At 72.7% G+C, this 22,666-nt stretch carries 18 protein-coding genes and 1 riboswitch; of the genes, 4 read left to right on the top strand and 14 right to left on the bottom strand.

The annotated features are described in order from the left end of the window. Positions 1 to 2: 2 nt before the first annotated feature. Together ACIOD2_RS35215 and ACIOD2_RS35210 are read left to right on the top strand one after the other, a co-directional pair. Complete coding sequence (locus ACIOD2_RS35215) at positions 3 to 734, top strand: HAD family hydrolase (RefSeq protein ID WP_400548114.1); 732 nt, start codon at positions 3 to 5, stop codon at positions 732 to 734. Continuing rightward, positions 731 to 3,130 carry a glycoside hydrolase family 65 protein gene (locus tag ACIOD2_RS35210; RefSeq protein WP_400548111.1) on the top strand — a complete coding sequence of 800 codons (2,400 nt, stop codon included), beginning with the start codon at positions 731 to 733 and terminating at the stop codon, positions 3,128 to 3,130. Before ACIOD2_RS35215 ends, ACIOD2_RS35210 begins: the two co-directional genes overlap by 4 nt. 72 nt (positions 3,131 to 3,202) lie before the next feature. Here the strand turns inward: ACIOD2_RS35210 and ACIOD2_RS35205 are convergent, their stop codons facing one another. Both ACIOD2_RS35205 and ACIOD2_RS35200 read right to left on the bottom strand, forming a co-directional pair. Further along, positions 3,203 to 3,385: a hypothetical protein gene (locus ACIOD2_RS35205; protein WP_400548108.1), complete on the bottom strand. Its 183-nt coding sequence runs from the start codon at positions 3,383 to 3,385 to the stop codon at positions 3,203 to 3,205. Between the two features lie 47 nt (positions 3,386 to 3,432). Further along, positions 3,433 to 4,383, bottom strand: a complete 951-nt coding sequence (locus ACIOD2_RS35200) for a Ppx/GppA phosphatase family protein (protein WP_400548105.1) — start codon at positions 4,381 to 4,383, stop codon at positions 3,433 to 3,435. A 252-nt stretch (positions 4,384 to 4,635) separates the two neighbouring features. On the opposite strand from ACIOD2_RS35200, the gene ACIOD2_RS35195 reads away from it, so the two are divergent. Beyond that, entirely contained in the window at positions 4,636 to 5,241 is a 606-nt protein-coding gene (locus tag ACIOD2_RS35195) for a class F sortase (protein ID WP_400548102.1), read from the top strand. Between the two features lie 3 nt (positions 5,242 to 5,244). Here the strand turns inward: ACIOD2_RS35195 and ACIOD2_RS35190 are convergent, their stop codons facing one another. The 4 genes from ACIOD2_RS35190 to ACIOD2_RS35175 all read right to left on the bottom strand — a co-directional run bounded on the left by ACIOD2_RS35190 (position 5,245) and on the right by ACIOD2_RS35175 (position 13,690). Then, on the bottom strand, positions 5,245 to 6,285 hold the full coding sequence (locus tag ACIOD2_RS35190) for an LLM class F420-dependent oxidoreductase (protein WP_400548100.1): 1,041 nt from the start codon (positions 6,283 to 6,285) through the stop codon (positions 5,245 to 5,247). Between the two features lie 41 nt (positions 6,286 to 6,326). Continuing rightward, positions 6,327 to 7,271: a YihY/virulence factor BrkB family protein gene (locus tag ACIOD2_RS35185; RefSeq protein ID WP_400548097.1), complete on the bottom strand. Its 945-nt coding sequence runs from the start codon at positions 7,269 to 7,271 to the stop codon at positions 6,327 to 6,329. A 219-nt stretch (positions 7,272 to 7,490) separates the two neighbouring features. After that, a complete protein-coding gene (fahA, locus tag ACIOD2_RS35180) occupies positions 7,491 to 8,702 on the bottom strand; it encodes a fumarylacetoacetase (protein ID WP_400548094.1) in 1,212 nt (403 codons plus the stop codon). Then, complete coding sequence (locus ACIOD2_RS35175; protein ID WP_400548091.1) at positions 8,699 to 13,690, bottom strand: DUF885 domain-containing protein; 4,992 nt, start codon at positions 13,688 to 13,690, stop codon at positions 8,699 to 8,701. The genes fahA and ACIOD2_RS35175 overlap by 4 nt, the downstream gene beginning before the upstream one ends. Before the next feature lie 134 nt (positions 13,691 to 13,824). Here ACIOD2_RS35175 and ACIOD2_RS35170 point away from each other — a divergent pair, with 134 nt between their 5' ends. Next, the gene (locus ACIOD2_RS35170) at positions 13,825 to 14,808 is read left to right on the top strand and encodes an AsnC family transcriptional regulator (RefSeq protein WP_400548088.1); all 984 of its coding nucleotides are present in this window, start codon (positions 13,825 to 13,827) and stop codon (positions 14,806 to 14,808) included. 89 nt (positions 14,809 to 14,897) lie between these two features. On the opposite strand, the gene ACIOD2_RS35165 is transcribed toward ACIOD2_RS35170, so the two are convergent. From ACIOD2_RS35165 to ACIOD2_RS35130, 8 genes are all read right to left on the bottom strand, one after another. Continuing rightward, positions 14,898 to 15,827 carry an RluA family pseudouridine synthase gene (locus ACIOD2_RS35165; protein ID WP_400548085.1) on the bottom strand — a complete coding sequence of 310 codons (930 nt, stop codon included), beginning with the start codon at positions 15,825 to 15,827 and terminating at the stop codon, positions 14,898 to 14,900. Next, entirely contained in the window at positions 15,824 to 16,462 is a 639-nt protein-coding gene (gene lspA / locus ACIOD2_RS35160; protein WP_400548082.1) for a signal peptidase II, read from the bottom strand. The genes ACIOD2_RS35165 and lspA overlap by 4 nt, the downstream gene beginning before the upstream one ends. Positions 16,463 to 16,483: 21 nt before the next feature. Beyond that, on the bottom strand, positions 16,484 to 17,131 hold the full coding sequence (locus ACIOD2_RS35155; protein WP_400548079.1) for a hypothetical protein: 648 nt from the start codon (positions 17,129 to 17,131) through the stop codon (positions 16,484 to 16,486). Continuing rightward, a complete protein-coding gene (locus ACIOD2_RS35150) occupies positions 17,074 to 17,709 on the bottom strand; it encodes a hypothetical protein (protein ID WP_400548076.1) in 636 nt (211 codons plus the stop codon). Before ACIOD2_RS35150 ends, ACIOD2_RS35155 begins: the two co-directional genes overlap by 58 nt. Positions 17,710 to 17,725: 16 nt before the next feature. Then, positions 17,726 to 19,072 (bottom strand): aminotransferase class V-fold PLP-dependent enzyme, encoded by a 1,347-nt coding sequence (locus ACIOD2_RS35145; RefSeq protein WP_400548073.1) that lies wholly within the window; start codon positions 19,070 to 19,072, stop codon positions 17,726 to 17,728. Positions 19,073 to 19,110: 38 nt separating this feature from the next. Then, a riboswitch (SAM riboswitch) is annotated at positions 19,111 to 19,225 on the bottom strand. Positions 19,226 to 19,318: 93 nt separating this feature from the next. Beyond that, the gene (locus ACIOD2_RS35140) at positions 19,319 to 19,975 is read right to left on the bottom strand and encodes a M23 family metallopeptidase (RefSeq protein ID WP_400548070.1); all 657 of its coding nucleotides are present in this window, start codon (positions 19,973 to 19,975) and stop codon (positions 19,319 to 19,321) included. Between the two features lie 287 nt (positions 19,976 to 20,262). Continuing rightward, positions 20,263 to 21,741 carry a potassium/proton antiporter gene (locus ACIOD2_RS35135; protein ID WP_400548067.1) on the bottom strand — a complete coding sequence of 493 codons (1,479 nt, stop codon included), beginning with the start codon at positions 21,739 to 21,741 and terminating at the stop codon, positions 20,263 to 20,265. A 97-nt stretch (positions 21,742 to 21,838) separates the two neighbouring features. Then, positions 21,839 to 22,519, bottom strand: a complete 681-nt coding sequence (locus ACIOD2_RS35130; RefSeq protein ID WP_400548064.1) for an ArsR/SmtB family transcription factor — start codon at positions 22,517 to 22,519, stop codon at positions 21,839 to 21,841. Positions 22,520 to 22,666 lie beyond the last annotated feature (147 nt).

Raw genomic sequence — 22,666 nt, 5'->3', positions numbered from 1 at the left:
GCATGACGGGATTGCCGGAAACCATCACCGCGTGCCTTTTCGATCTCGACGGGGTGCTGACCGGAACAGCGGTTCTCCATCGTGAGGCCTGGAAACGGACATTCGATGAATTTCTCCGGGCGCGTGACGGCGCCGGGTTCGGGGAATTCACGGACAAGGACTACGCGACCTATGTGGACGGCCGCCCGCGCGCCGACGGGGTGCGTGAATTCCTGAAGTCGCGCGGCATCGAGCTGCCGGAAGGCGACCCGGACGACGCGGTCGACGCCCCGACGATCAACGGCGTCGGCAACCGGAAGAACGAACTGGTCCTGAAAATCATCGACGAGCGCGGCGTGAGCCCCTACCCCGGCTCGATCCGCTATCTCGAAGCGGTCAAGGCCGCCGGGCTCCGGATCGCCGTCGTGACGTCGTCGGCGAACGGCGCCAAGGTGCTCGACGCGGGTGACCTGAGCAAATACGTCGAAGCCCGCGTCGACGGCCTCACCATCCGGGAACAGCACCTCAAGGGCAAGCCCGCCCCGGACTCCTTCCTGGCCGGCGCCGAAGCCCTCGGTGTGAAACCCGAAAACGCCGCCGTGTTCGAGGACGCCCAGTCCGGCGTCCAGGCCGGCAAGGCCGGCGGGTTCGGGTACGTCGTCGGGGTCAACCGGGCCGACCAGGCCGAAGAACTGCGCGCGCACGGCGCCGACGTCGTCGTCGACGACCTCGCCGAACTGCTGGAGGACCGATGACGGAGCCGCACGGCTACGAATGCTCGCCGTGGGAGCTGCGGTGGCGCGGCATGGACGTCGACGCCCTGCAGCGCACCGAATCGGCGTTCGCGGTGTCGAACGGCCACATCGGGCTGCGGGGCACGCTCGAGGAGGCCGAGCCGCGCGGCCTGCCCGGCACCTACCTCAACGGGTTCTACGAAGAGCACGGCCTCCCCTACGCCGAGGCCGGCTACGGCTACCCCGAAGAGGGCCAGACCGTCGTCAACGTGACCGACGGCAAGATCATCCGGCTGCTGGTCGAGGACGAGCCGCTCGACATGCGCTACGGCGCGGCCACCGCGCACGACCGGGTGCTCGACTTCCGCAGGGGCACGCTGACCCGGACCACGGAGTGGTCGTCGCCGACCGGGCGCCGCGTGCGCGTGCGCACCGAGCGGCTGGTGTCCTTCACCCAGCGCGCGATCGCCGCGATCCGCTACGAGGTCGAGCCGCTCGACGAGGACCTGCAGCTGGTCGTCCAGTCCGACCTGCTGGCCAACGAGCCGATCGAGTCCGACACCCGGGACCCGCGGGTCGCCGCGGCGCTGGAGTCGCCGCTGGTGGGCGAGTTCCACCGCGCCACCGACTACAACGCCGTGCTGGTGCACCAGACCCGCCGCTCCGGGCTGCGGATGGCCGCGGCGATGGACCACAAGATCGAGGTGGACGACGGGATCCGCGCCCGCATCCACTCCGAGGAGGACCTCGCGCGGCTCACCGTCGCGGTCGACGTCCCCAAGGGCGGCAAGCTCCGCATCACGAAGTTCCTCGCCTACGGCTGGTCGGCGCAGCGTTCGGTGCCCGCGCTGCGGTCGCAGGTGGAGGCCGCGCTGGCCGGCGCCCGCCAGACCGGCTGGAAGGGCCTGGTCACCGAGCAGCGCGCGTTCCTCGACGAGTTCTGGGCCACGTCGGACATCGAGATCGACGGCGACCCGGAGCTGCAGCAGGCCGTCCGGTTCGCGCTGTTCCACCTCCTGCAGGCCGGTGCCCGCGGGGAGAGCCGCGCGATCGCCGGCAAGGGCCTCACCGGTCCGGGGTACGACGGCCACGCGTTCTGGGACACCGAATCGTTCGTGCTGCCGGTGCTCACCTACACGATGCCGGACGCCGCGCGCGACGCGCTGCGCTGGCGTCACTCCACAATGGACAAGGCCAGGGAACGCGCGCACCAGCTGGGGTTGCGCGGCGCGGCGTTCCCCTGGCGCTCGATCAACGGCGCCGAGTGCTCGGCCTACTGGCCGGCGGGCACGGCGGCGTTCCACGTCAGCGCGGACATCGCCGACGCCGTGCTGCGCTACCTCAACGCGACCGGCGACGAGGAGTTCGAGCGCGCGTACGGCGTCGAGCTGCTGCTGGAAACCGCGCGGCTGTGGGCGTCGCTGGGCCATCACGACCGGCACGGCGCGTTCCGCATCGACGGCGTCACCGGGCCGGACGAGTACTCGGCGGTGGCCGACAACAACGTCTACACGAACCTGATGGCGCGCCGGAACCTGCTGGCCGCCGCGGAGTCGTGCGCGCGGCACCCGGACATCGCGGCCCGGTTCGAGGTCGACACCGTCGAACTCGACACCTGGCGCGCCGCCGCCGCGACGATGTACCTGCCCTACGACCCGGAGCTCGGCGTGCACCCGCAGTCGGAGGGGTTCCTCGACCACGACGAGTGGGACTACGAGGGCACCGACATGGCGCACTACCCGCTGCTGCTGCACTTCCCGTACTTCGACCTCTACCGCAAGCAGGTCGTGAAGCAGGCGGACCTGGTGCTGGCCCTGCACATGTGCGGGGACTCGTTCAGCATGGAGGAAAAGGCGCGCAACTTCGCCTACTACGAGGCGCGGACCGTGCGCGACTCCTCCCTGTCGGCGGGCACGCAGGCGGTGGTGGCGGCCGAGGTGGGCCACCTGGAGCTGGCCTACGACTACCTCGCCGAGGCCGCGCTGACCGACCTGCACGACGTGCACAACAACGTCCGCAACGGCCTGCACATGGCGTCGCTGGCCGGGGCGTGGCAGGGCGCGGTGGCCGGGTTCGGCGGGCTGCGCGACCACGGCGGCACGCTGGCGTTCGCGCCGCGGCTGCCGCCGCAGCTGGACCGGATCACCTTCCGCCTGATGTTCCGCGGCACGCGGTTCCAGGTCGAGATCGACCCCGACCAGGCGACCTACCACGTGCTGGCCGGCGAGCCGCTCGAGGTGCTGCACCACGGCGAGCGCGTCACGGTCACGGTCGAACCCCAGCGGTTCGCGATCCCGAAGATCGACGCGGGCGACCCGCCGCACCAGCCCCCGGGCCGCGCGCCGATGCGCCGTGACTCGGCGAAGGTGCGTCAGTTCGCCGAGCCGTCCAACCCGATCACCGCCGAAGGCCGCTGACGTCGAACGTCCGTGAATGGCCCATTGAGGGACTCTGAGTCCCTCAATGGGCCATTCACGGATCTGGGGTGGTCACTGCGGGAGGTCGTCCGCGAGGGCCCGGCCCGGTGGGTCCGGGATCTCCTCCGTGCCGGCCGGCTTCACGTCCGGGTCCGGCGCGGTGGGCACGTCGTGCGTCAGCTGCCCGGCGGTGGGCAGCTTGGGGAGCTCGTCGTCTTCGTCGTCCTTGCCGTGCGATCGCTGCGTCTGGCTCATGCCTTCCGGAATACCCGGTTTTCCCGGCCACGACCAGGGGGCGGCGGTCAGGCGACCTTCTTGGGACCCCGGCGGCGGTGCTTGGCGGCGTCGTCGCGCAGGGCGAGCAGCAGGCCGTCGCGGGTGGACCACGGGCAGATCGTCAGCGCGCCGCCGGCGACCGTCAGCAGCGCCTCGGCCACGATCGCGCCGGCCAGCGCCTGGTGGGCGCGGTTGCGGGAGATGCCCGGCAGCTCGGCCCGCTTCGACGTCGGCATCGCGGCCAGCCGCGGGATCCAGGCGCGCAGGTCGTCGAGCCGCAGGTCACGGGACTTGCCCGGACGCGCGCCCGCCAGCCGCGCGAGCTGCTGGAGCACCTTCGAACAGCCGACCGTCCGGTGCTCGGCGATGTCCGCGGCCCCGAGCGCGGTGGCCGCCTGGTCCAGCGCGTACGCCCGCAACGCCTTCACCTGCTTGCCCGTGACCCGCTCGGCCGGCAGCCAGTCGCGGGTCAGGGAGCGCGCGCCCATCGGCAGCGACCGCGCGAACGTCGCCTGCTCGGCGCAGCCCGCCGCGAGCTCCACCGTCCCGCCGCCGATGTCGAGGATCAGCAGCGGACCGGCCTTCCGGCCGTACCAGCGGCGCGCGGCCAGGTAGGCCAGCTCCGCCTCCCGGCGGCCGGACAGGAACTGCAGCTCGACGCCGGTCTCCCCGGCGACGTGCCGGACGACGGCGGCCGAGTTGGCCGCGTCGCGGATGGAAGACGTCGCCAGCGGGTACACCCCGGTGACGCCGTGGCGGTAGGCGGTGGTCATGCCGGCCGCGACGGCGGCGGTCACGGCGGCGACACCGCGGTCGGTCAGCCGGCCGCGGCCGTCGAGCTCGCGGTCCAGGCGCAGGCGCGTCTGGTGGTTGAGCACCGGTTCGAGCGAGGTGGCGCCGACCGGCACCACGACCAGCCGGGCGCTGAACGATCCGACGTCCAGCACGCCCACTGCAGGCTCTTCGATTTTCCGCACAGCTCGGCGCACCTCACTTCCACCTGGATGAATATCCCCAGTCCGACCGGTCGAAACCACTGATTCTGTCGGATCTCACGCCGGTTTGCCGTTCTTTTGCGGGTTTACCCCCTCCGGGCGTGCCTTCCTGACGTGCAGATCACAGGCCGATAACCCGATTGAGTGAACCTCGCCACGGCTGGACACGATTCGGTAACGCCACTCAGCCAGATCCGACTCTTGAGACATCGGAACTGTGTGGAGCAGGCGGAAGTGACCAAGCGACCCGAGCGGCGATCCGAACTCGTGCGGCCGGCCGGTGCCGTGCTCGCGGTGGTGGCCGGGCTGGTCGGCGTGCTCGTCGGCGTCACCTTCGTGCTCGCGCCGGCCACCGCGGTCCCCTCGGGTGCCGCGGGCCGCCCGGACGGCACCGAGACCGCCGGCGCCCCGCCGGTGGCGCTGCTGATCCCCGCCATCGGGCTGACGGCCGGCCACGTCATCGGCCTCGGGCACGTCGGCGGCCGCCGCGAGCAGCCCGGCACCGCGCTCGGCGTCGGCTGGTTCCCCGACGGCCCGGCCCCCGGCGGCCCCGGCGTCGCCGTGCTGTCCGCGCACTCCGGGTTCGGCTACGCGAACGGCGCGTTCGCCCACCTCGACAAGCTGAAGCCCGGCGCGCTGATCGTGGTGCGCGACGAAACCGGCCGCGAAACCCGGTTCACCGTGCGCCGGACGACCGTCTTCCCGGCGCACACGCCCGACAGCGTGCTCATCGCGCCCGAGGGCACCGGCCCCGAACTGCGCCTGATCACCAGCGACGGGCTGTTCGACGACGCCGGCCTCGGCAACGCGCGGGTCGCCGTCTACGCCGTACCCGTGTGAGGGTCAGCCGATCAGCTCGCGCAGCTGCGACACCGCCGCCACCCGGCCTTCACGGCCCGGCTGCAGCGGGTTGACGATCACCGTCGTCGCGCCCGCCTCGGCGAACGCCGCCAGCCGCTCCTTCACGTAGCCGGCCGGGCCGACGAGGGAGATCGCGCGCAGCAGGTCCAGCGGGACCGCCGCCGCGGCCTCCTCCTTCTTGCCGTCGAGGTAGAGGTCCTGGATCAGCTTCGCCTCGGCCTCGTAGCCGTAGCGGCAGGCGAGGTCGTTGTAGAAGTTCTTGCCCCGCGCGCCCATCCCGCCGACGTAGAGGGCCACGACCGGGCGCACGTGGTCCAGCAGCGCCTCGACGTCGTCGCCGATCGCCAGCGCGACGGTGACGTAGGTGTCCAGCTCGCCCAGCGCGGGGTCGCGCTTGGCCTTGCCCTCGGCCAGGGACGCGCCCCAGACGCCGGCCGCCTTCTCCGGGTGGAAGAAGATCGGCTGCCAGCCCTCGGCGATCTCGGCCGTGAGCGCGACGTTCTTCGGCCCGAGCGAGGCCAGCAGCACCGGGATCCGCTCCCGCACCGGGTGGTTGATCAGCTTCAGCGGCTTGCCGAGCCCGGTGCCCTGCTCCGGCGGCAGCGGGATCGTGTAATGCTTGCCCTCGTGGACGACCCGCTCGCGGCGCCACACCTGGCGGCAGATCTCGACGATCTCGCGGGTGCGGCCCAGCGGCGCGTCGTACTTCACGCCGTGAAAACCCTCGATGACCTGCGGGCCGGACGCGCCGAGGCCGAGGATGAACCGGCCGTCGGAGACGAAGTCGAGCCCGGCCGCGGTCATCGCGGTCAGGCTCGGCGTGCGCGTGTAGAGCTGGAAGATCCCGGACGCGAGCTGGACGCGCTCGGTCTTGGCCGCGAGGTACCCGAGCTGGCTGACCGCGTCGAAGGAGTACGCCTCCGGCACGAAGACGACGTCGAGGCCGGCCTTCTCCAGCTCGACGACGTCCGCGACGCTTTCGGCGAAGCCTCCGGCATAACTGACCGCGGTCCCGATCTTCATCGAACGTCCTCCTGAGGTGAGCAAGCGCTTAGCGACGCATGCTACCGGCCGGTCAACGTGCGGACCACCAGCTCCGCCGAGGCACCGGCGCCGAGCGTCGTGCCGGCGTAGCGGACGTCGGCGCCGAGCGTGCCGGCCGGCGGGTCGTCCCGGACGGTGATCCACACCGTGACCATGAGCAGCCAGCGCACGATCAGGTAGCCGAAGAGCAGGACGCCGACCAGCGTGCCGAACGTCGCGACGGCCGGCGAGCGGCCGAGCAGGTGCAGGTAGAGGCCGCCGGCCTGCTGGATCGCGCCGAGCCCGACGGCGGCGGCCCCGGCCGGGCGCAACGTCGAGCGCAGTGGCAGCGGCCGTCGCGGCAGCCGGGCCAGGCACCAGGCGATGACCAGCCAGTTGGCCGCGAGCCCGAGCAGCAGTGAGCCCGCGACGAGCACGACGTGCGCGAACCCGCCGGTCAGGCCGGTGAGGTCGAGCAGCCACGCGCCGGCCGCGCCGGTGAGCGAGGCCAGCCCGAAGGAGACGGCCATCGCGATCCCCACCCCGGCGAGCGCCAGGACGTCGGCGGCGATGCCGCGCAGCAGCGGACGCGGGGTGCGTTCCTGGCCGAGCATCGCGGTGACGGCGTCACGGACGTTGCTGATCCAGCTCCACCCCGAGTAGACGGCGACGGCCAGCGCGAGCAGCCCGATCCGCCCGCGTTCCCCGACGACGGTGTGCACGACGTTCGTGACCTGCCCGCCCAGCTCCGGCGGCAGCGAGGCGGCGATGACCCGGTCGAGCTCGGCGGCCAGGAGCCGGTCGCCGGCCAGCACGAACCCGGCCACCGAGACGGCGACCATGATCAGCGGCACCAAAGCGAGCAGGCTGAAGAAGGTCATCGCCGCGGCGTAGTGGTCACCGTCGCGTTCCCGGTACCGCGCCAGCGTCGCCCCGGCCCGCCGGAACGGCCTCCCCACGACGGCCTTCACCGCTCCACGTTCCACGCGCCGACCCTCTCATCCACCGGTGTCCCCCGCAGTCCGACACCCGGGTCCGGAGGATCGCGTGATCAGAACCGGACCTCACGTGATCGGGGAGGCATCACCCGTGTCTGGAGGGGCATCACCCGTGATCAGCGGGGCATCGGCCGTGATGCCCGCTGGATCACGCGTGATGCCTCCCGGGACACGCGTGATGCCCCTATCGGCACGCGGGATCCGGGGTCAGCCGGGGACCACTGTGCCTCGGACGTCGCCGAAGCCGATTCGGGTTCCGTTCGGGCCCGGGGCGGTTGCGCTGATGATCACCTCGTCGCCGTCCTCCAGGAAGGTGCGGGTGGAGCCGTCCGGGAGGGTGAGCGGTTCGCGGCCGCCCCAGGACAGTTCCAGCAGCGAGCCCCGCTGGTGCGGCTCCGGGCCGGTCACCGTGCCCGACGCGTACAGGTCGCCGGTGCGCAGGCTCGCGCCGTTGACCGTCAGGTGCGCCAGCTGCTGCGCGGCGTTCCAGTACTGCGTGGCGAACGGCGGGCTCGACACCAGGTGGCCGTTGAGCCGGACCTCCATGGCCAGGTCCAGCCCCCACTTCTCGCTCGTGCGCAGGTAGTCGAACGGCTCCGGGTCCTGCGGTGGGCCGGCGACGCGGGCGTGCTCCAGCGCGTCGAGCGGGACGATCCACGGCGACACCGACGTCGCGAACGACTTGGCCAGGAACGGGCCCAGCGGCTGGTATTCCCACGCCTGGATGTCGCGAGCCGACCAGTCGTTGACCAGGCAGACGCCGAACACGTGCGCGGCGAAGTCCTCTGTGGACACCGGCGTGCCCAAAGTGGACGGTACGCCGACGACGAACCCCACCTCCGCCTCGATGTCCAGCCGCTGCGACGGGCCGAACGACGGTGTCTCGGCGTTGCGCGGCTTGCGCTGCCCGTGCGGGCGGACGACCGGGGTGCCCGACGCGACCACCGTGCCGGCCCGGCCGTGGTAGCCGATCGGCAGGTGCTTCCAGTTCGGCGGCAGCTCGACCGCGTCGGGCCGGAAGATCTTGCCCGCGTTCAGCGCGTGGTGCTCACTGGAGTAGAAGTCGACGTAGTCCGCGACCTCGATCGCCAGGTGCGTGGTCACCTCGGTCAGCGGCACCAGGTGCGGCCGCAGCTGGTCGGCGTACCGCGGTTCCGTCAGCCACTCCCGGACGCTCTCGCGGACCTCCCGCCACGTCGCCGGCCCGGCGGCCAGCAGCGGGTTCAGCACCCCGGAGGTCAGCAGCGGCGCGAACGACGCCGCCGTCTCCGCCGCCGCGGACGTCAGGTCCAGCACCCGGTCGCCGACCGGCACGCCGATCCGGCGCTCGGGCGCCCCGCCCACGGCGAACACGCCGTAGGGCAGGTTGTCCAGGCCGAACGGCGTGTCGTCGGCGAGTTCGAGCCAGGTCACGGTCATTCCTCGTCTCGGGTGGAGGTACGAGCGGCCACCCAGTCGGTGACGGCGGTGGCGAGCACCGGCAGCGGGAGCGTCCCGTTGCCGAGCACGACGTCGTGGAACTCGCGGATGTCGAAGGCCGCACCCAGCGCCTGCTCGGCCTCGGCCCGCAGCCGCTGGATCTCCAGCCGCCCCACCATGTACCCGAGCGCCTGGCCCGGGTTCGCGGCGTAGCGGTCGATCTCCGCCTCGATCTCGAGCTGCGCCATCGGCGTGTGCTCGACCAGGTAGTCGACGGCCTGCTGCCGGCTCCAGCCCAGCGCGTGCAGCCCGGTGTCGACGACGAGGCGGCCCGCGCGCATCGAGTCCTGGGTCAGCATGCCCAGCCGCGAGACGTCGTCGGAGTACAGCCCCATCTCGTCCGCCAGCCGCTCGGCGTACAGGCCCCAGCCCTCGGCGTAGGCGTTGACGTGCGCGATGATCCGCAGCAGCGGCACCCCGGTGAGCTCCTGGGCGAGGCACAGCTGGAAGTGGTGCCCCGGCACGGCTTCGTGGAACGCGATCGCCTCGCTGGTGAACCGCGGGCGCTTCTCGGCCTCGTGCGTGTTGGCGTAGTAGACGCCCGGCCGGGTCCCGTCGAGCGACGGCTCCAGGTAGTACGCGATCGTGCCGCTCGTCGCCTCCGCCTCGGGCACCGGCGCGACGCCGCACTGCTGCGCCGGGACCCTAGAGAACCACTGCGGCGCCACGGCTTCCGCGCGCGTGATGGCCGTGCGCGCGCCTTCCAGCAGTTCCTCGCCGTCACGCCAGCGCAGCGCGGGGTCGGTCCGGATCCGGTCGAAGATCTCCGCGAGATCGGTGGTGCCGAACAGTTTCCCGCCCAGCTCGCGGTACTCCCCCGCGAGCGTCCCGATGATCTCCAGGCCCGTGTCGTGCAGGTCCTGCGCCGTGCGCTCGGTCGTCGTCTCCGCGCGGATCAGCGCCGCGTACCGCTCGGCACCGCCGGGCAGCTGGCCGATCCCGGGCGACGTCTCGGGCCGCGCCACCGGCGCGACCTCGTCGGCCAGGAACGCGCGATACCGCTCGTACGCCGGGTGGACGACCTCGGCGAGCAGCCGGTCGCGCTCGGCTTCGAAGCCTTCGAGCGCGTACGACGGCGTCACCTTCAGGGGGTCCTTCTCCGGCGCGCCCAGGTAGCGCTCGACGTAGCCGATGCCGATGCGCACCAGGAACTCCGGCGGGACGAACCCCTCGGCCACGGCCGCGCGCTGCCGCACCGTGATCGCGTCGAGGAGGTCGCCGAGCCCCGCCAGCCGGGCCAGGTACCCCCGGACCTTCGGCTCGTCGTCCAGCACCGTCTGCGGCAGGTACATCAGCAGGGACAGCGCGGGCGCGTCGAGCCCGTCGCTGACCGCGATGTCGGACCGGCGGGAGTCGAGCAGGTCGATCTCGGTGTTCGCCTGGGAGATCACGACGTCCCGGGTGATCCGCGCGGCGGCCGGGAGACCGGCCGGGTCGAGCGCCTCGGCGCGGGCGACGATCCCGGCGTACCGGGCGCGGAACCCCGCCAGCGCTTCGGCGCTGGGATCCCCGAGCTTGCCGGGGTCGCCGGGCAGGCCGAACACCGACGGGAACAGGGGCTCCCGCTCGAAGTTCACCGCCACCAGCTCGTCGGCGAGGCTGTCCGGGGTGTCCCCGGCGCCCGCCGCCACCCAGTCCGAAACGACCTTGGCGAGCGCGGTCATCGGCAGCATGCCGTGGCCGAGCACGACCTCGTGGAACCCGCGGATGTCGAACGCCTCGCCCAGCGCCTGCTCGGCTTCCGCGCGCAGCCGCTGGATCTCCAGCCGGCCCACCATGTAGCCGAGCGCCTGGCCCGGCCAGGCCGTGTAGCGGTCGACCTCGGCTTCGATCTCGAGGCGCGCCATCGGCGTGTGCTCGACCAGGTAGTCGATCGCCTGCTGCCGGCTCCACCCGAACGCGTGTAGCCCGGTGTCCACGACCAGCCGCCCGGCGCGCATCGAATCCTGGGTCAGCATGCCGAACCGCGAGACGTCGTCGGAGTACAGGCCCATCTCGTCGGCGAGCCGCTCGGTGTAGAGCCCCCAGCCTTCGGCGTAGGCGTTGAACATGCCGATCCGCCGCAGCAGCGGCAGGTCCCCCAGCTCCTGGGCCAGGCTCAGCTGGAAGTGGTGCCCCGGCACGGCTTCGTGGAACGCGATCGCCTCGCTGGTGAACCGCGGGCGCTTGTCCGCTTCGTAGACGTTCGCGTAGTAGGTGCCCGGGCGGGACCCGTCGAGGGACGGCTGGAGGTAGTAGGCGATCGTGCCGCTGGCGGCGTCGGCTTCCGGCACCGGCGCGACCACGCACTTCTCCGCCGGGATGCGCGAGAACCACTGCGGCGCCACGGCTTCCGCGCGCGCGATCGCGTCGCGGGCGGCGGCGAGCAGCTCCTCGCCGTCCCGCCAGCGCAGGGCCGGGTCGGTGCGCAGGCGCTCGAAGATCTCCGCGAGATCGGTGGTGCCGAACACCTTCCCGCCGAGTTCGCGGTACTCGCCCGCGAGCTCCTCGATGATCGCCAGGCCGGTGTCGTGCAGGTCCCGCGCCGTGCGCTCGGTGGTCGTCTCCGCGCGGATCATCGCGGCGTACCGCTCGGCGCCGCCCGGCACGTGCCCGATCCCCGGCTCGGTGTCGGGCCGCCCCACCGGCTCGACCTCGGTGCGCAGGAAGTCGCGGTAGCGCGCGTACGCCGGGTGGACGACCTCGGCGAGCAGCCGGTCACGCTCGGCCTCGAAGCCTTCGACGTCCGCCGTTGTGGCCACCTTCAGAGGGTCGGCGTCCGGCGCGCCGAGGTAGCGCTCGACGTACTCGACGCCGACGCGGACGAGGTGGGCCGGCGGCACCAGCCCGTCGGCCAGGCTTTCGCGCTGCCGCTCGGTCAGCGCCGCGAGGAACGGCTCGATGGCGGTGAGCCGGGCGAGGTAACCGCGGGCCTTCTTCTCGTCGTCCAGCTTGTAGAAGGGCAGTTGCATGAGCAGGCCCAGCGCGGCCGAGGTGAACCCGGTGCTGACCGCGATGTCGGTCATCCGCGACGCGAGCCGATCGGCCTCGACCTCGGCGGCGGCGATCACGACCTCGCGTGTCACGCCCTCTTCCGGCGTCAGCGCGACGGCCGGGAGGGCCCGGGCCCGCGCGGCGAGCTCGGTGTAGGCGGTGCGGATGCGCTCCTGGCCCTCCCTGGTCTGGTCGGCGAGCCGGTCGTGCTCCCCCGGCAGGCCGAGGATCGACGGGGCCAGCGGGTCGTGCTCGAAGGTCAGCTCGACGAGCTCCGCCGCCAGGCCGTCGACCGTGTCGCCGTGCCCGGCCACCCAGTCGCCGACGACCGAGGCGAGCACCGACAGCGGCAGCGCGCCGCCGGCCAGCACGACGTCGTGGAACGCGCGGATGTCGAACCGGGTGCCCAGCCGCCGCTGCGCGTCCGCCCGGACGCGCTGGATCTCCAGCCGCCCCACCATGTACGCCAGGGCCTGGCCCGGCCACGCGATGTACCGGTCGACCTCGGCCTCGATCTCGACGCGCGCCATCGGCGTGTGCTCGACCAGGTAGTCGACGGCCTGCTGCCGGCTCCAGCCCAGCGCGTGCAGGCCGGTGTCGACGACCAGCCGGCCCGCGCGCAGCGAGTCGCCGGTGAGCATGCCGAGGCGGGCGACGTCGTCGGAGTAGAGGCCCATCTCCTCGGCGAGCCGCTCGCTGTAGAGGCCCCAGCCCTCGGTGTAGGCGGTGAAGTCGCCGATGCGGCGCAGCAGCGGCAAGTCGGTCAGGCCGAGCGCGGTGCTGAGCTGGAAGTGGTGACCGGGCACGGCCTCGTGGAACGCCGTCGACTCGGCCGCGTGCCGGAAGCGCTCGGTGGCCTCGTAGGTGTTCGCGAAGTAGATGCCCGGCCGGGAGCCGTCGGTGGCCGGGCGCATGTAGTAAGCGATGGGCGCGCCGGGCGCGGCCTCCTCCGGGACCGGTTCGACCGTCCACGGCTGCGGCGGGATCCGGCCGAACCACTTCGGCGCCTCGGCGTCGGCCCTGGCGATGGCCGCGCGGGCGGACTCCAGCAGCTCCTCGCCGCTGGTCCAGCGCAGCGCGGGATCGGTGCGCAGGTGCTCGAAGATCCGGCCGAGGTCGTCGGTGCCGAACACCTTCGCGCCCAGCTCGCGGTACTCCGCGGCGAGCGAGGCGATGACGTCGAGACCGGTCTGGTGCAGCTGCGCCGGGGTGCGGTCGGTGGTGGTGTGCAGCCGGGCCTGCCGGGCGTAGGTCTCCTCGCCGCCGGGCAGCCAGGACAGGCCGGGCCGGTCGTCGGGACGGCCGTGGGCGGCCACCTCGGAGACGAGGAACTCGCGGTACTCGGCGAAGGCCGGGCGGACGACGTCGGCCAGCAGCTCGTCGCGCCGCCGCGCGAACTCGTCGTCCGGCGCGGGCTGGCGGCGCAGCGGGTCGGCGGCCGGGTCGGCGAGGTAGCGGTCGAGGTGCGCGATCGCGGCGTCGACCAGGCGGGCGACCGGCGTGAGGCCGTCGGCGATGCCCTGGGTGTGCCGCTGGGCGGACTGGCGCAGGAACTCCGGGACGGCGGCGAGCCGCCCGAGCTGGGCCTCGGCCGCCTCGCCCGCGGTCACCGTGGTCATCGGCAGCGCGGTGAGCAGCATGGCCGCCGGGCCGGTGAAGATGTCGGTCACGGTGAACTCGGTCATCCGGGAGTCGATGCCCGCGATCCGGTCGGCCGCCGAGGTGATCAGGACCTCGCGGGTGACGCGGTCCTCGGCCGACAGCCCGGCCGGGTCCAGCGCGCGGGCCCGCTCGGCGAACTCCGTGAGCCGGGCGCGGAAGGCCTGTTCGGCGCCCGCCGTGACGTCCGGCAGACCCGGCTCGGCCGGGCGGTTGCCCAGCAGCGCCGGCGTCAGCGGATCGGCGGCGAACAGGGCTTCGACGAACTCGTCGGCGAGTTCGGTGACCGCGGTCATGGGCAGGACCCCCAGCGTCGATGGTGTGCTCGTTCGCGACCCTAACGGAGATCACCGACAGGAACGCGCGTCAGTTCGCCGGGGGCGGACGGGCTTCGGCGCGGGCCGATCGGCGAGGCGGTAGCGTGCACCGAGTGGCTGTGACCGATCCCGTGGATACCCGCCTGCTCGCCGCGCTCGCCGAGCTGGGCAAGGCGGCCGTGCACGAGCTGGCGGCCAAGGTCGGCATGGATCCCCGTGAAGTCGCCTACCGGCTGGTCGCGCTGAGCGGCAGCGGGCTGCCCCTGCTCGTCGGCGTCGAAAGTGATCCGAACGGGCTGCGCGCGGCCATCGCGGGCTCGCCGCCGTCGTGGGCGAACCGGCCGCCCGGCTCGCAGCAGTTCCCGGCGCAGGCCCCGCCGTCGCACCCGGTGCCGCAGATGCCGCCGCCGCAGAACGTCCAGGGTGGGCCTTCGGGGCCGTACAACGTGCAGGGTGCGCCCTCAGGGCCGTACAACGTCCAAGGTGCGCCTTCAGGGCCGTACAACGTCCAGGGCACGCCGTCCGGGCGTTATCCCGGCCCGCCGCCCCGGCCGCCACAGCAGCAGCAGTTCGCCCCGCCTCGGCCCGACCCCGTGGTGAGCACGTGGGGCGTGCCGCAGACGGCGTCCTGGGCCCGCGGCGACGAACCCCCGCGGGCCGGGGGTGCCCCCGGTGGCAAGAAGGGCCGGCTCGGCGAGGTCATGGAAACCCAGGGCCTGGAGGGCGAGCAGCTGACGGTGCAGCTGCTCGAGGTCCAGGACCCGGCGGACTTCCTGTTCGGCGCGGCCGGTTACCGCCTGGAGGAGGGCGAACGCTCGGTCGTCGTGCACACGGAGATCACCAACCGCGGCGCGATCCCGTTCGCGTCCCTGCCGGACAACTACCTCGAGCTGCTCACCGCCGACGGCCAGGCGGTCGGCAAGGCCCCGGTGTCGCTGACCTCGCGGCCGCCGCACAAGATCGGCGTCAAACCGGGCGAAACCCTGGGCGGCCACACGGTTTACGTGCTGCCGGACACCACCCGCGTGGTCTCGGTCCGCTGGAGCCCGCGGCCGGAACCCGACGAGCGCACGCTCACCTGGTCGATCGAGGACTGAGGCTTATTCTGGCTAGCCCGCCGCGGCCCGCGCGGAAACCGCCGGCTACCGGAGAGGTCATGCGGCGGGCGACGGCTGAATAAGCCTCACTAGTAGCTCTCGTCCTGCAGGAGCTTCAGCGCGTTCGCCAGGTCGTCCGGGTACTCCGACTCGAACTGGACCCACCTGCCGTCCGACGGGTGGGCGAACCCCAGCGTCTTCGCGTGCAGCCACTGCCGGTTCAGGCCGAGCTTGCGGGCCAGCACCGGGTCCGCGCCGTACGTCAGATCGCCGACGCACGGGTGCTTCAACGCCGAGAAGTGGACGCGGATCTGGTGCGTCCGCCCGGTTTCGAGCTTGATGTGCGCCAGCGACGCCGCGCGGAACGCCTCGACGACCTCGTAGTGCGTCACGCTCGGGCGGCCGCCCTGGACCACCGCGAACTTGTAGTCGTGGCGGGGGTGGCGGTCGATCGGCGCGTCGATGGTGCCGCGGGTCGGGTCCGGGTGGCCCTGGACGATCGCGTGGTAGCCCTTGTCGACCGTGCGTTCCTTGAACGCGCGCTTCAGCACGGTGTACGCGTGCTCGCTCTTGGCCACCACCATGACGCCGGTGGTGCCCGCGTCGAGCCGGTGCACCACACCCTGGCGCTCGGCCGCCCCCGACGTCGCGATGCGCAGGCCGGCCGCGGCGAGGCCACCGACCACCGTCGGGCCGGTCCAGCCCGGGCTCGGGTGCACGGCGACACCGACCGGCTTGGAGATCACGACGATGTCGTCGTCGTCGTGGAGGATCTGCATGCCTTCGACCGGCTCGGCGACGATCTCGACCGGGTTCGCCGGCTCCGGGAGCGTGACCTCCAGCAGCCCGCCCGCGGCCAGCCTGTCCGACTTGCCGGCCGGGCGGCCGTCCAGCAGCACGTCACCGGATTCGGCGAGCTCCGCGACGACCGTGCGGGACAGCCCGAGCATCTTGGCGAGGCCGGCGTCGACCCGCATCCCGTCGAGCCCGTCGGGCACCGGGAGCATCCGCGAGCTCACGCCTGGTCCCCCTGCTCCTGCTCGGCCTTCTTCTTGTCCTTGGTCGACGTGCCGTCGTAATCCTTGCCCAGCAGGGACAGCAGCACGATCAGCGCGCCGCCGACGCAGATGGCCGAGTCGGCGATGTTGAAGATCGCGAAGCCCTTGCCGTTGGGGGCGAACGCCGAGATGAAGTCGACGACGTGGCCCTGCAGCCCGCCGGGCGCGCGGAAGATCCGGTCGGTGAGGTTGCCCAGGGCACCGGCCAGCACCAGGCCGAGGCCGATCGCCCAGCCGATCGAGCGCAGCCGCCGCGACAGCCAGATGATCGCGATGACGACGGCGACCGCGACCAGCGCCAGCACCCACGTCATGCCGGTGGCCATCGAGAACGCGGCACCCGGGTTGCGGATCACCTGCAGGTAGATCAGCCCGCCGAGGATCCGGACCGGCTCCTTGCCCTCGAGGTTCGCGGCGACCAGGTTCTTCGTGACCAGGTCGATCGCCCAGAACACGACCGCGACCGCGAACACCCAGCCCACGCGGCGCTTCGGCAGCTGCTTCGCCGGGGTTTCCGGCGTCTCCTGCACGGGCTCGGGCACCGCCTCGGCGGCGGCGTCGGTGTCGGGTTCGGAGTGGCTGGGCTCGGTGCTCACCGCTCCATTGTCCACGCCTGGTCAGACCGCGTCGGCGGCAGTGCCGCGGGGACCCCGCAGGAGGACCGCGAACGCGCCGGCGAACAGCACGCCCACCGCGCACAGCGCCCCGGCCACCGGCGGCAGGAAGACCACCGTGACCAGCGCGAACACCACCGTGACGGCCAGCACGAGCCAGCTGCGCTCGTAGCCGGCCAGCAGCAGGAGGCCCAGCGTCGCCAGGAGGGGACCGCGCACGTCACCGGGGATCCGCAGCTGCAGCGCCCCGACCAGGTCGAGCAGCGGGATGGCGGCCAGGGCACCCAGCGCGGCGAGCACGAAGCGGCCGGTGCGCGGCGGCGTCCCGGCGCGGTGCAGGCTCAGCCAGTACCAGCCCGCGACGGCGAGCACGACGCAGGCGAGGCCGACCAGCCAGCCGAGCGTGGCCGAGGGCACCGTGTCCACCGCGGTGACGACGGACAGGTGGTCATAGCCGGCCGGGTAGCCCACGCCGCTGAGTACGTTTGTGCCGAGGCCACGAAGTTCCTGGCTCATCTGGTAGCCGCGCAGGCTCGTGAACTCGCCGGTGCTCGCCAGGCTTTCGCCGGGCAGCAGCTCGGCCAGCACCATGATCAGCTGGGCGAACCCCAGCGCCGCCAACGGGAACCAGGACCTTCGCGAACTCCCCATCCGGGCAGGATAGCGGCGAACGCACCGGCGACGAGCACGGTCGCGGAGATCAGCGCGCCCGGCAGGTCCGCGATCGTCACGGCCACCACCCCGGCGACCACGGCCACCGCGAGCACCAGCGGGCTGCGTTCGTACCAGGCGACGAAGGCGAGCCCGAGCGTCACGAGCAGCGGACCGCGGGTGGCGGCGTCCCAGTCGAACTCGCTGAACAACAGCAGGTCTGCCAGCGGCACGCCGGCGAGCACGCCGGCCGCGATCGCCACCACGGGCTTCGCGCCCAGCCGCCGGGTGACGGCGTACCAGCCCACGACCGCGAGGAACGCGGCCACGATCAGGATCTGCCACGCCGGGCCGGTGCCCCCGGTGTACGCCCGGGTCATGTCGGCGGCGCTGAGGAACTGCGTGTTCCCGGACCCTTCGATCCGGAAGCCGAACAGGCCCTCGTAGTACCGCCCCGCCGCCGGCGGCAGGTGCTCCGAGAGTTCCGCGGCCACGGCCGAGCGCTGGAACAGCTCGACCGTGACCAGGACCAGTTCGGCGAAACCCAGCAACGCCAACGGAACCCAGTGCCTCCCCATCGGCCCAGGTTAACGCTCAGCAGAACGGCGGCAGCTCCCGCGGGTCGCCGACCGGCGCCCAGCGTCCGTCCGCCTTCGTGTACTCCCAGCGCGCGCCGCGGGCGACGATCTGGCGCAGGGCCAGCAGCACGCGGTCGACGTGCTCCTCGGTGCTGCCCAGGCCGAGGCTGACGCGCACTGCCTGCTGCCCTTCGCCGCCGGTGACGCCGATCAGGCGCTTGGCCGCGATGTGGGCGCAGAACGCGCCGTCGCGGACGCCGATGCCGTACTCCGCCGAAAGAACCGCCGCGAGCCAGCCCGGGTCGAAGCCGTCGACGACGAAGCTGACCGTGCCGACACGGTCGACCGGCGCGTCGAACAGCCGCAGCTCGGCGCAGCCCGGGATGCTCTCGAGACCCTTGCGCAGCCGGGTGAGCAGGGCCTGCTCGTGCGCTTCGACGGCGTCCCAGTTCCGGCTGAGGGTTTCGCAGGCGACGCCCAGCGCGTACACGCCGACAGTGTTGGGAGAACCGGCTTCGTGGCGCTCGGGGCCGGTGTTCCAGACGACGGCGTCCTCGGTGACGAGCTTGGTCGCGCCGCCGCCGGCGAGGTACGGCCGGGCGGCGCGCAGCCAGTCGGCGCGGCCGATCAGCGCGCCCGCCCCGAAGGGCGCGTACAGCTTGTGGCCGGACAGCGCGACGTAGTCGACGTCCAGCTCCCGCAGGGAAACCCGGCGGTGCGGCGCGAGCTGGGCGGCGTCGAGGGCGATCCGGGCGCCGTGCTTCCGGGCCACCGCCGCGATTTCCGCCACCGGGAGCAGCTCGCCGGTGACGTTGGACGCGCCGGTGACGACGACCAGCCGGGGCCCCTGCGGGGATTCCGCGAGGGCTTCGTCCACAGCGGACACTGCCGCGAGCCGGGTGCGCGGGGTCGGGATCCGGCGGACGTTCGGGCCCTGCCACGGAAGCAGCGCGGCGTGGTGCTCGGTGTCGAACACGATCACCGAGGTGCGCGGCGGGAGGCTGCGGGCGAGCAGGTTGAAGGAATCGGTGGTGTTGCGGGTGAACACGACCGTGTCGGTCTTCCGCGCGCCGACGAACCGGCGCAGGGTGTCGCGGGTGCGCTCGTAGAGCTTCGTGGAGACCTGCGACGCGAAGCCCGCACCGCGGTGGACGCTGGCGTACCAGGGCAGGAACTCGTCGACGGCCGAGCGCACGGCGTCGAGACACGGCGCGCTCGCCGCGTGGTCGAGGTTGGCGTAGCCGATGTCGCCGCCGGTGACGAGCGGGACCCGCAGCGAGGCACCCGCGACCGCCGGAATGGCCTGCGGCGCAAGGGTTTCAACGGGCTGGGGGGTGCTGGTGCGATCGATGGCGAGAGTCATCGGTGCCTCCTCGGCGATCCGGGGGACCCCCGGCGAGGGGCCCGCGCTTGCCCGTCGCACGGCGCGACCGGCCCGGTCTTCACCCGGGGCACCCCACCGCGGAAGGAGGGTTGCCGGCCAGCAAGCCGGGGCTTGACGCTGGCACTCATGACCTGACACAGAAGGTAACCGAGAATCGGCGTGGCTGCCAGCCCCCTCCTCACATTCTGAGACACCGCTCACAAGCCGAGCAGGATTCGAGAAGGGTCAGAGCTTCGCGCGGAAGTGGCCCGGCAGCTGCGTCACCATGCGGTCGGCGAGGTGCGTCGCGGTGCCGGTGTACTGGTCCGCACCCGCGGTGAAAAGCCAGCCGCCCAACGTCTTCCCGTCGATCGGCTCGCCGTGGGCCGCCGCGACCGTCGTCGACAGCTGGCTGTACGCGAGGCCACTCCAGTTCGCGGCGGTCTCGTCGGGCAGCGTCCAGAGCGTGAAGTGCACGTGGGCGCCGGTGCTGCTGCCGCCGCACGGCAGGGCGTTGCCGGTCGACCCGAGCACGTCGCCGGCCTCGACCTGCTCACCGTCGGTGACCTTGATGCCCTCCATGTGGTAGTACCCGGTGCGCCAGCCGCCGGCGTGGTCGATGGTCACCCAGTCGCCGCCCGCGCAGTGCTGCAGGTGGACCGTGCCGGCCAGCGGCGCCCGCACGGTCTTGTCGGCCGGGCTGAGGTCGAGGGCGTTCTTCACGCCGGTGCTGCCGTCGTCGGAGTGGATGCCCGCCGAGTACACCTGCTGGCCCGCCTTGAACGGCAGCGCGAGCGCCGGAAAGGGGCCCACCTCCGCGGCTGCGTCCGGAGCGGCGGCAAGCCCGAGCCCCAGGACGGCCGCCGCGACCAGACCGGCTCCGCGCACGTGAAGTTTCCTCACCCTGCGTACTCCTTCGGCTCAATTCTCACCCATTCGAGCTAACGAATGGAGCGCAGGGTAAGCCAAAAGGAGGAACGCAGGGAAGATCTCGGTGAGGGTCATTCACCCTTGCGGAAAAAGATCACCAGGTAGGCGCGAAGATCGGACAAGCACTGGACAAGGCCCTGACCACAGACAGCCCCCACCACTCCCTGGGGGGCGTCCCCTGTCCAGTCTACCGCCACTGACCTGCGAAAACGCGTGCCTGGGAAATCTGTGGACAACTGGTGCGGATGTGGACAACCCCGCTAGAGGCCCGACTCGCCGCGCCAGCGGGCCAGGCGGCCCGCGCGGTCCACCGCGCGCAGCCGGCGCTCGACGTCGTCGCGGACCGTGGCCGTCGTGACCACCAGGAGCTGGTCGTGCTCCTGCAGGCGGCTCGTCTTCTGCGGGGTGAAGCCCGCTCCCTCGCGGACGACCAGGCTGACCGTCGCGCCCACCGGGAGCCGCAGCTCGGACAGGTAGACGCCGTGCAGCTTCGAGCCCGGCTGGATGCGGACCTGGAGCAGCTCGGCGCCCAGTTCGTCCAGCGGGGCGGAGTCGACGTCGAGCTCGTACGCCTCGGACTTCTTCGACAGCCCGAGCCAGCGCGCGAGCGGGCCGAGGGTCGCGCCCTGGAGCAGCGTCAGCACGATGACCAGCACGAACACCGCGTCGACCAGCCGCTGGGCGCCGGGCAGGCCCTCCGACAGCGGGATCATCGCGAGCACGATCGGCACCGCGCCGCGCAGGCCGGCCCACGACAGGAACGCCTGTTCCCGCCAGGGCAACCGGAACGGCAGCATCGAAAGCACCACCGAGATCGGCCGCGCCAGCAGCAGCACGACGGCGCCCGCGACCAGGCCCGGCACCAGCGTCTCGAGCAGCCGGCTCGGCGACGCGAACAGGCCGAGCAGGACGAACAGCCCGATCTGCGCCAGCCAGCCCAGGCCTTCGGCGAACGACAGGGTGTCCGAGCGGTGCGGGAGCCGCGAGTTGCCCAGCACCAGCGCGGCGACGTAGGTGGCGAGCAGGCCCGACGCGTGCAGCAGCTGCCCGGACGAGTACGCGACGACGCACACCGCGACCGTGGCCAGCGGGTACAGGCCGGTCGCCGGGAGCGCGGCCCGCCGCAGCGCGATCCCGCCGAGCCAGCCGAAGGCCAGCCCGATCGCCAGGCCGGCCGCCAGCTCGTAGACCGCCAGGAACGGCAGCGTCCAGTCCACAGTGGTGCCCTCGGCCAGCACCACGACGGCGATGTAGGCCGGCGCGTCGTTGATGCCGGACTCCAGCTCCAGCGCGCCGACCAGGCGCTTGCCGATCCCGGCCGTGCGCAGCACCGAGAAGACCGCCGCCGCGTCGGTCGACGAGAGGACCGCGCCCCACAGCAGCGCGAGCCGCCAGTCGAGGCCGAGCAGCCAGTGCAGGGCCGCGCCGGTGACCGCGATGCTCACCACGACGGCCACTGTGGACAGTACGATTCCGATGCCCAGTGAGGGTTTCACCGCCGACCACCGGGTCGTCAGCCCGCCTTCGGCGAGGATCATGACGAGCGCGGCGAGGCCGAGCGACTGGGTCAGGCCGGGGTTGTCGAAGCGGATGCCGAAGCCGGATTCCCCCAGCACGACGCCGATGCCGAGGTAGAGCAGCAGCGAGGGCAGGCCGAGCCGGATCGAGACGCGCACGGCGAGCACGGAGGCGAGCAGGACGACACCGCCGACGCCGAGCAGCACGGGAAGCTGGTCCATGCCGCCTCCCTCCCGAGTGCCGTGGGGCCCTCAGAATAGTGAAGCGGCCGGATTAACTCGTTCGTGTACCACTGGGACGAGTCGGACACCTTGTGTGTTAAGGCTGCAACGCGGCGAGATCGACGCCCAGCGCCGCGAACGGCTTCTCGGCCGCGGGCAGCACCTTCACGGCGCGGTTGCCCTCGGCGGCGACCCAGCCGGCGTCGATGGCCCGCTCGAGCAGCGCCGCGGGCAGCGCCCCGGCGAGGTGGTCCCGGCGCTCCGTCCAATCCAGACAGTCGCGCAGCAGGGCCCGCCGCACGTCCGGCACCGGCACGCCCAGCTCGTCGAAGGTCGACCGGCCGCGTTCGGTCAGTGCGAGCCCGTCTTCGGTGCTGACCAGCCCCTCGGCCAGCATGCCGTCACGCAGCGCGACGCCGACGAGACCGGCCAGATGGTCGTAACAGGTGCGCGCGAACCCGAGCCGCCGCACCCGCACCGACGACTTCAGCCCGGTCACCGGCCGGTGCTCGGCGTGCTGGGCCAGGTGCTCGATGAGCTCGGCCACGCGCGGGTCGGCGATCCGGACGTAGCTCGCCCGCCCCTGCTTCACCCGCGCGACGAACCCCGCGTCGACCAGCCGGGTGACGTGCTCACTCGCCGTCGACAGCGCGATCCCGGCCGCCTTGGCCAGCTCGCCGACCGTCCACGCCCGCCCGTCCAGCAGGACCAGGCACATGGTGGCGCGGCTCGGGTCGGCGAGCACCGCGGCCACCTCCGCCAGCGCGATCGTCTCCATGCCCCCACGGTACGACCCGGTCGCTTCGGCGGCCGCCGAAGCGACCCGCCCACGCGGACGCGGCCGGGCGGCACCCCGACGCCCGCGGGCGGCCCGCCGACCCCCGCGGGCGACACGCCGCCCCCCCGCGGGGCCCGGGCGGGGGGT

Origin of the sequence: Amycolatopsis sp. NPDC088138, from assembly GCF_044741685.1 — a bacterium.
GTDB lineage: Bacteria > Actinomycetota > Actinomycetes > Mycobacteriales > Pseudonocardiaceae > Amycolatopsis.
Note: the sequence above shows the minus strand (reverse complement) of the source record. Positions and strands in the feature narration are given on the sequence as shown.

Excerpts from the sequence above, each read along its gene's own strand:
- ACIOD2_RS35215 (WP_400548114.1), top strand. The coding sequence starts at position 3 with ATGACGGGATTGCCGGAAACCATCACCGCGTGCCTTTTCGATCTCGAC.
- ACIOD2_RS35210 (WP_400548111.1), top strand. The coding sequence starts at position 731 with ATGACGGAGCCGCACGGCTACGAATGCTCGCCGTGGGAGCTGCGGTGG.
- ACIOD2_RS35205 (WP_400548108.1), bottom strand. The coding sequence starts at position 3,385 with ATGAGCCAGACGCAGCGATCGCACGGCAAGGACGACGAAGACGACGAG.
- ACIOD2_RS35190 (WP_400548100.1), bottom strand. The coding sequence starts at position 6,285 with ATGAAGATCGGGACCGCGGTCAGTTATGCCGGAGGCTTCGCCGAAAGC.
- fahA (WP_400548094.1), bottom strand. The coding sequence starts at position 8,702 with ATGACCGTGACCTGGCTCGAACTCGCCGACGACACGCCGTTCGGCCTG.
- ACIOD2_RS35175 (WP_400548091.1), bottom strand. The coding sequence starts at position 13,690 with ATGACCGCGGTCACCGAACTCGCCGACGAGTTCGTCGAAGCCCTGTTC.
- ACIOD2_RS35155 (WP_400548079.1), bottom strand. The coding sequence starts at position 17,131 with ATGGGGAGTTCGCGAAGGTCCTGGTTCCCGTTGGCGGCGCTGGGGTTC.
- ACIOD2_RS35150 (WP_400548076.1), bottom strand. The coding sequence starts at position 17,709 with ATGGGGAGGCACTGGGTTCCGTTGGCGTTGCTGGGTTTCGCCGAACTG.
- ACIOD2_RS35145 (WP_400548073.1), bottom strand. The coding sequence starts at position 19,072 with ATGACTCTCGCCATCGATCGCACCAGCACCCCCCAGCCCGTTGAAACC.
- ACIOD2_RS35135 (WP_400548067.1), bottom strand. The coding sequence starts at position 21,741 with ATGGACCAGCTTCCCGTGCTGCTCGGCGTCGGCGGTGTCGTCCTGCTC.
- ACIOD2_RS35130 (WP_400548064.1), bottom strand. The coding sequence starts at position 22,519 with ATGGAGACGATCGCGCTGGCGGAGGTGGCCGCGGTGCTCGCCGACCCG.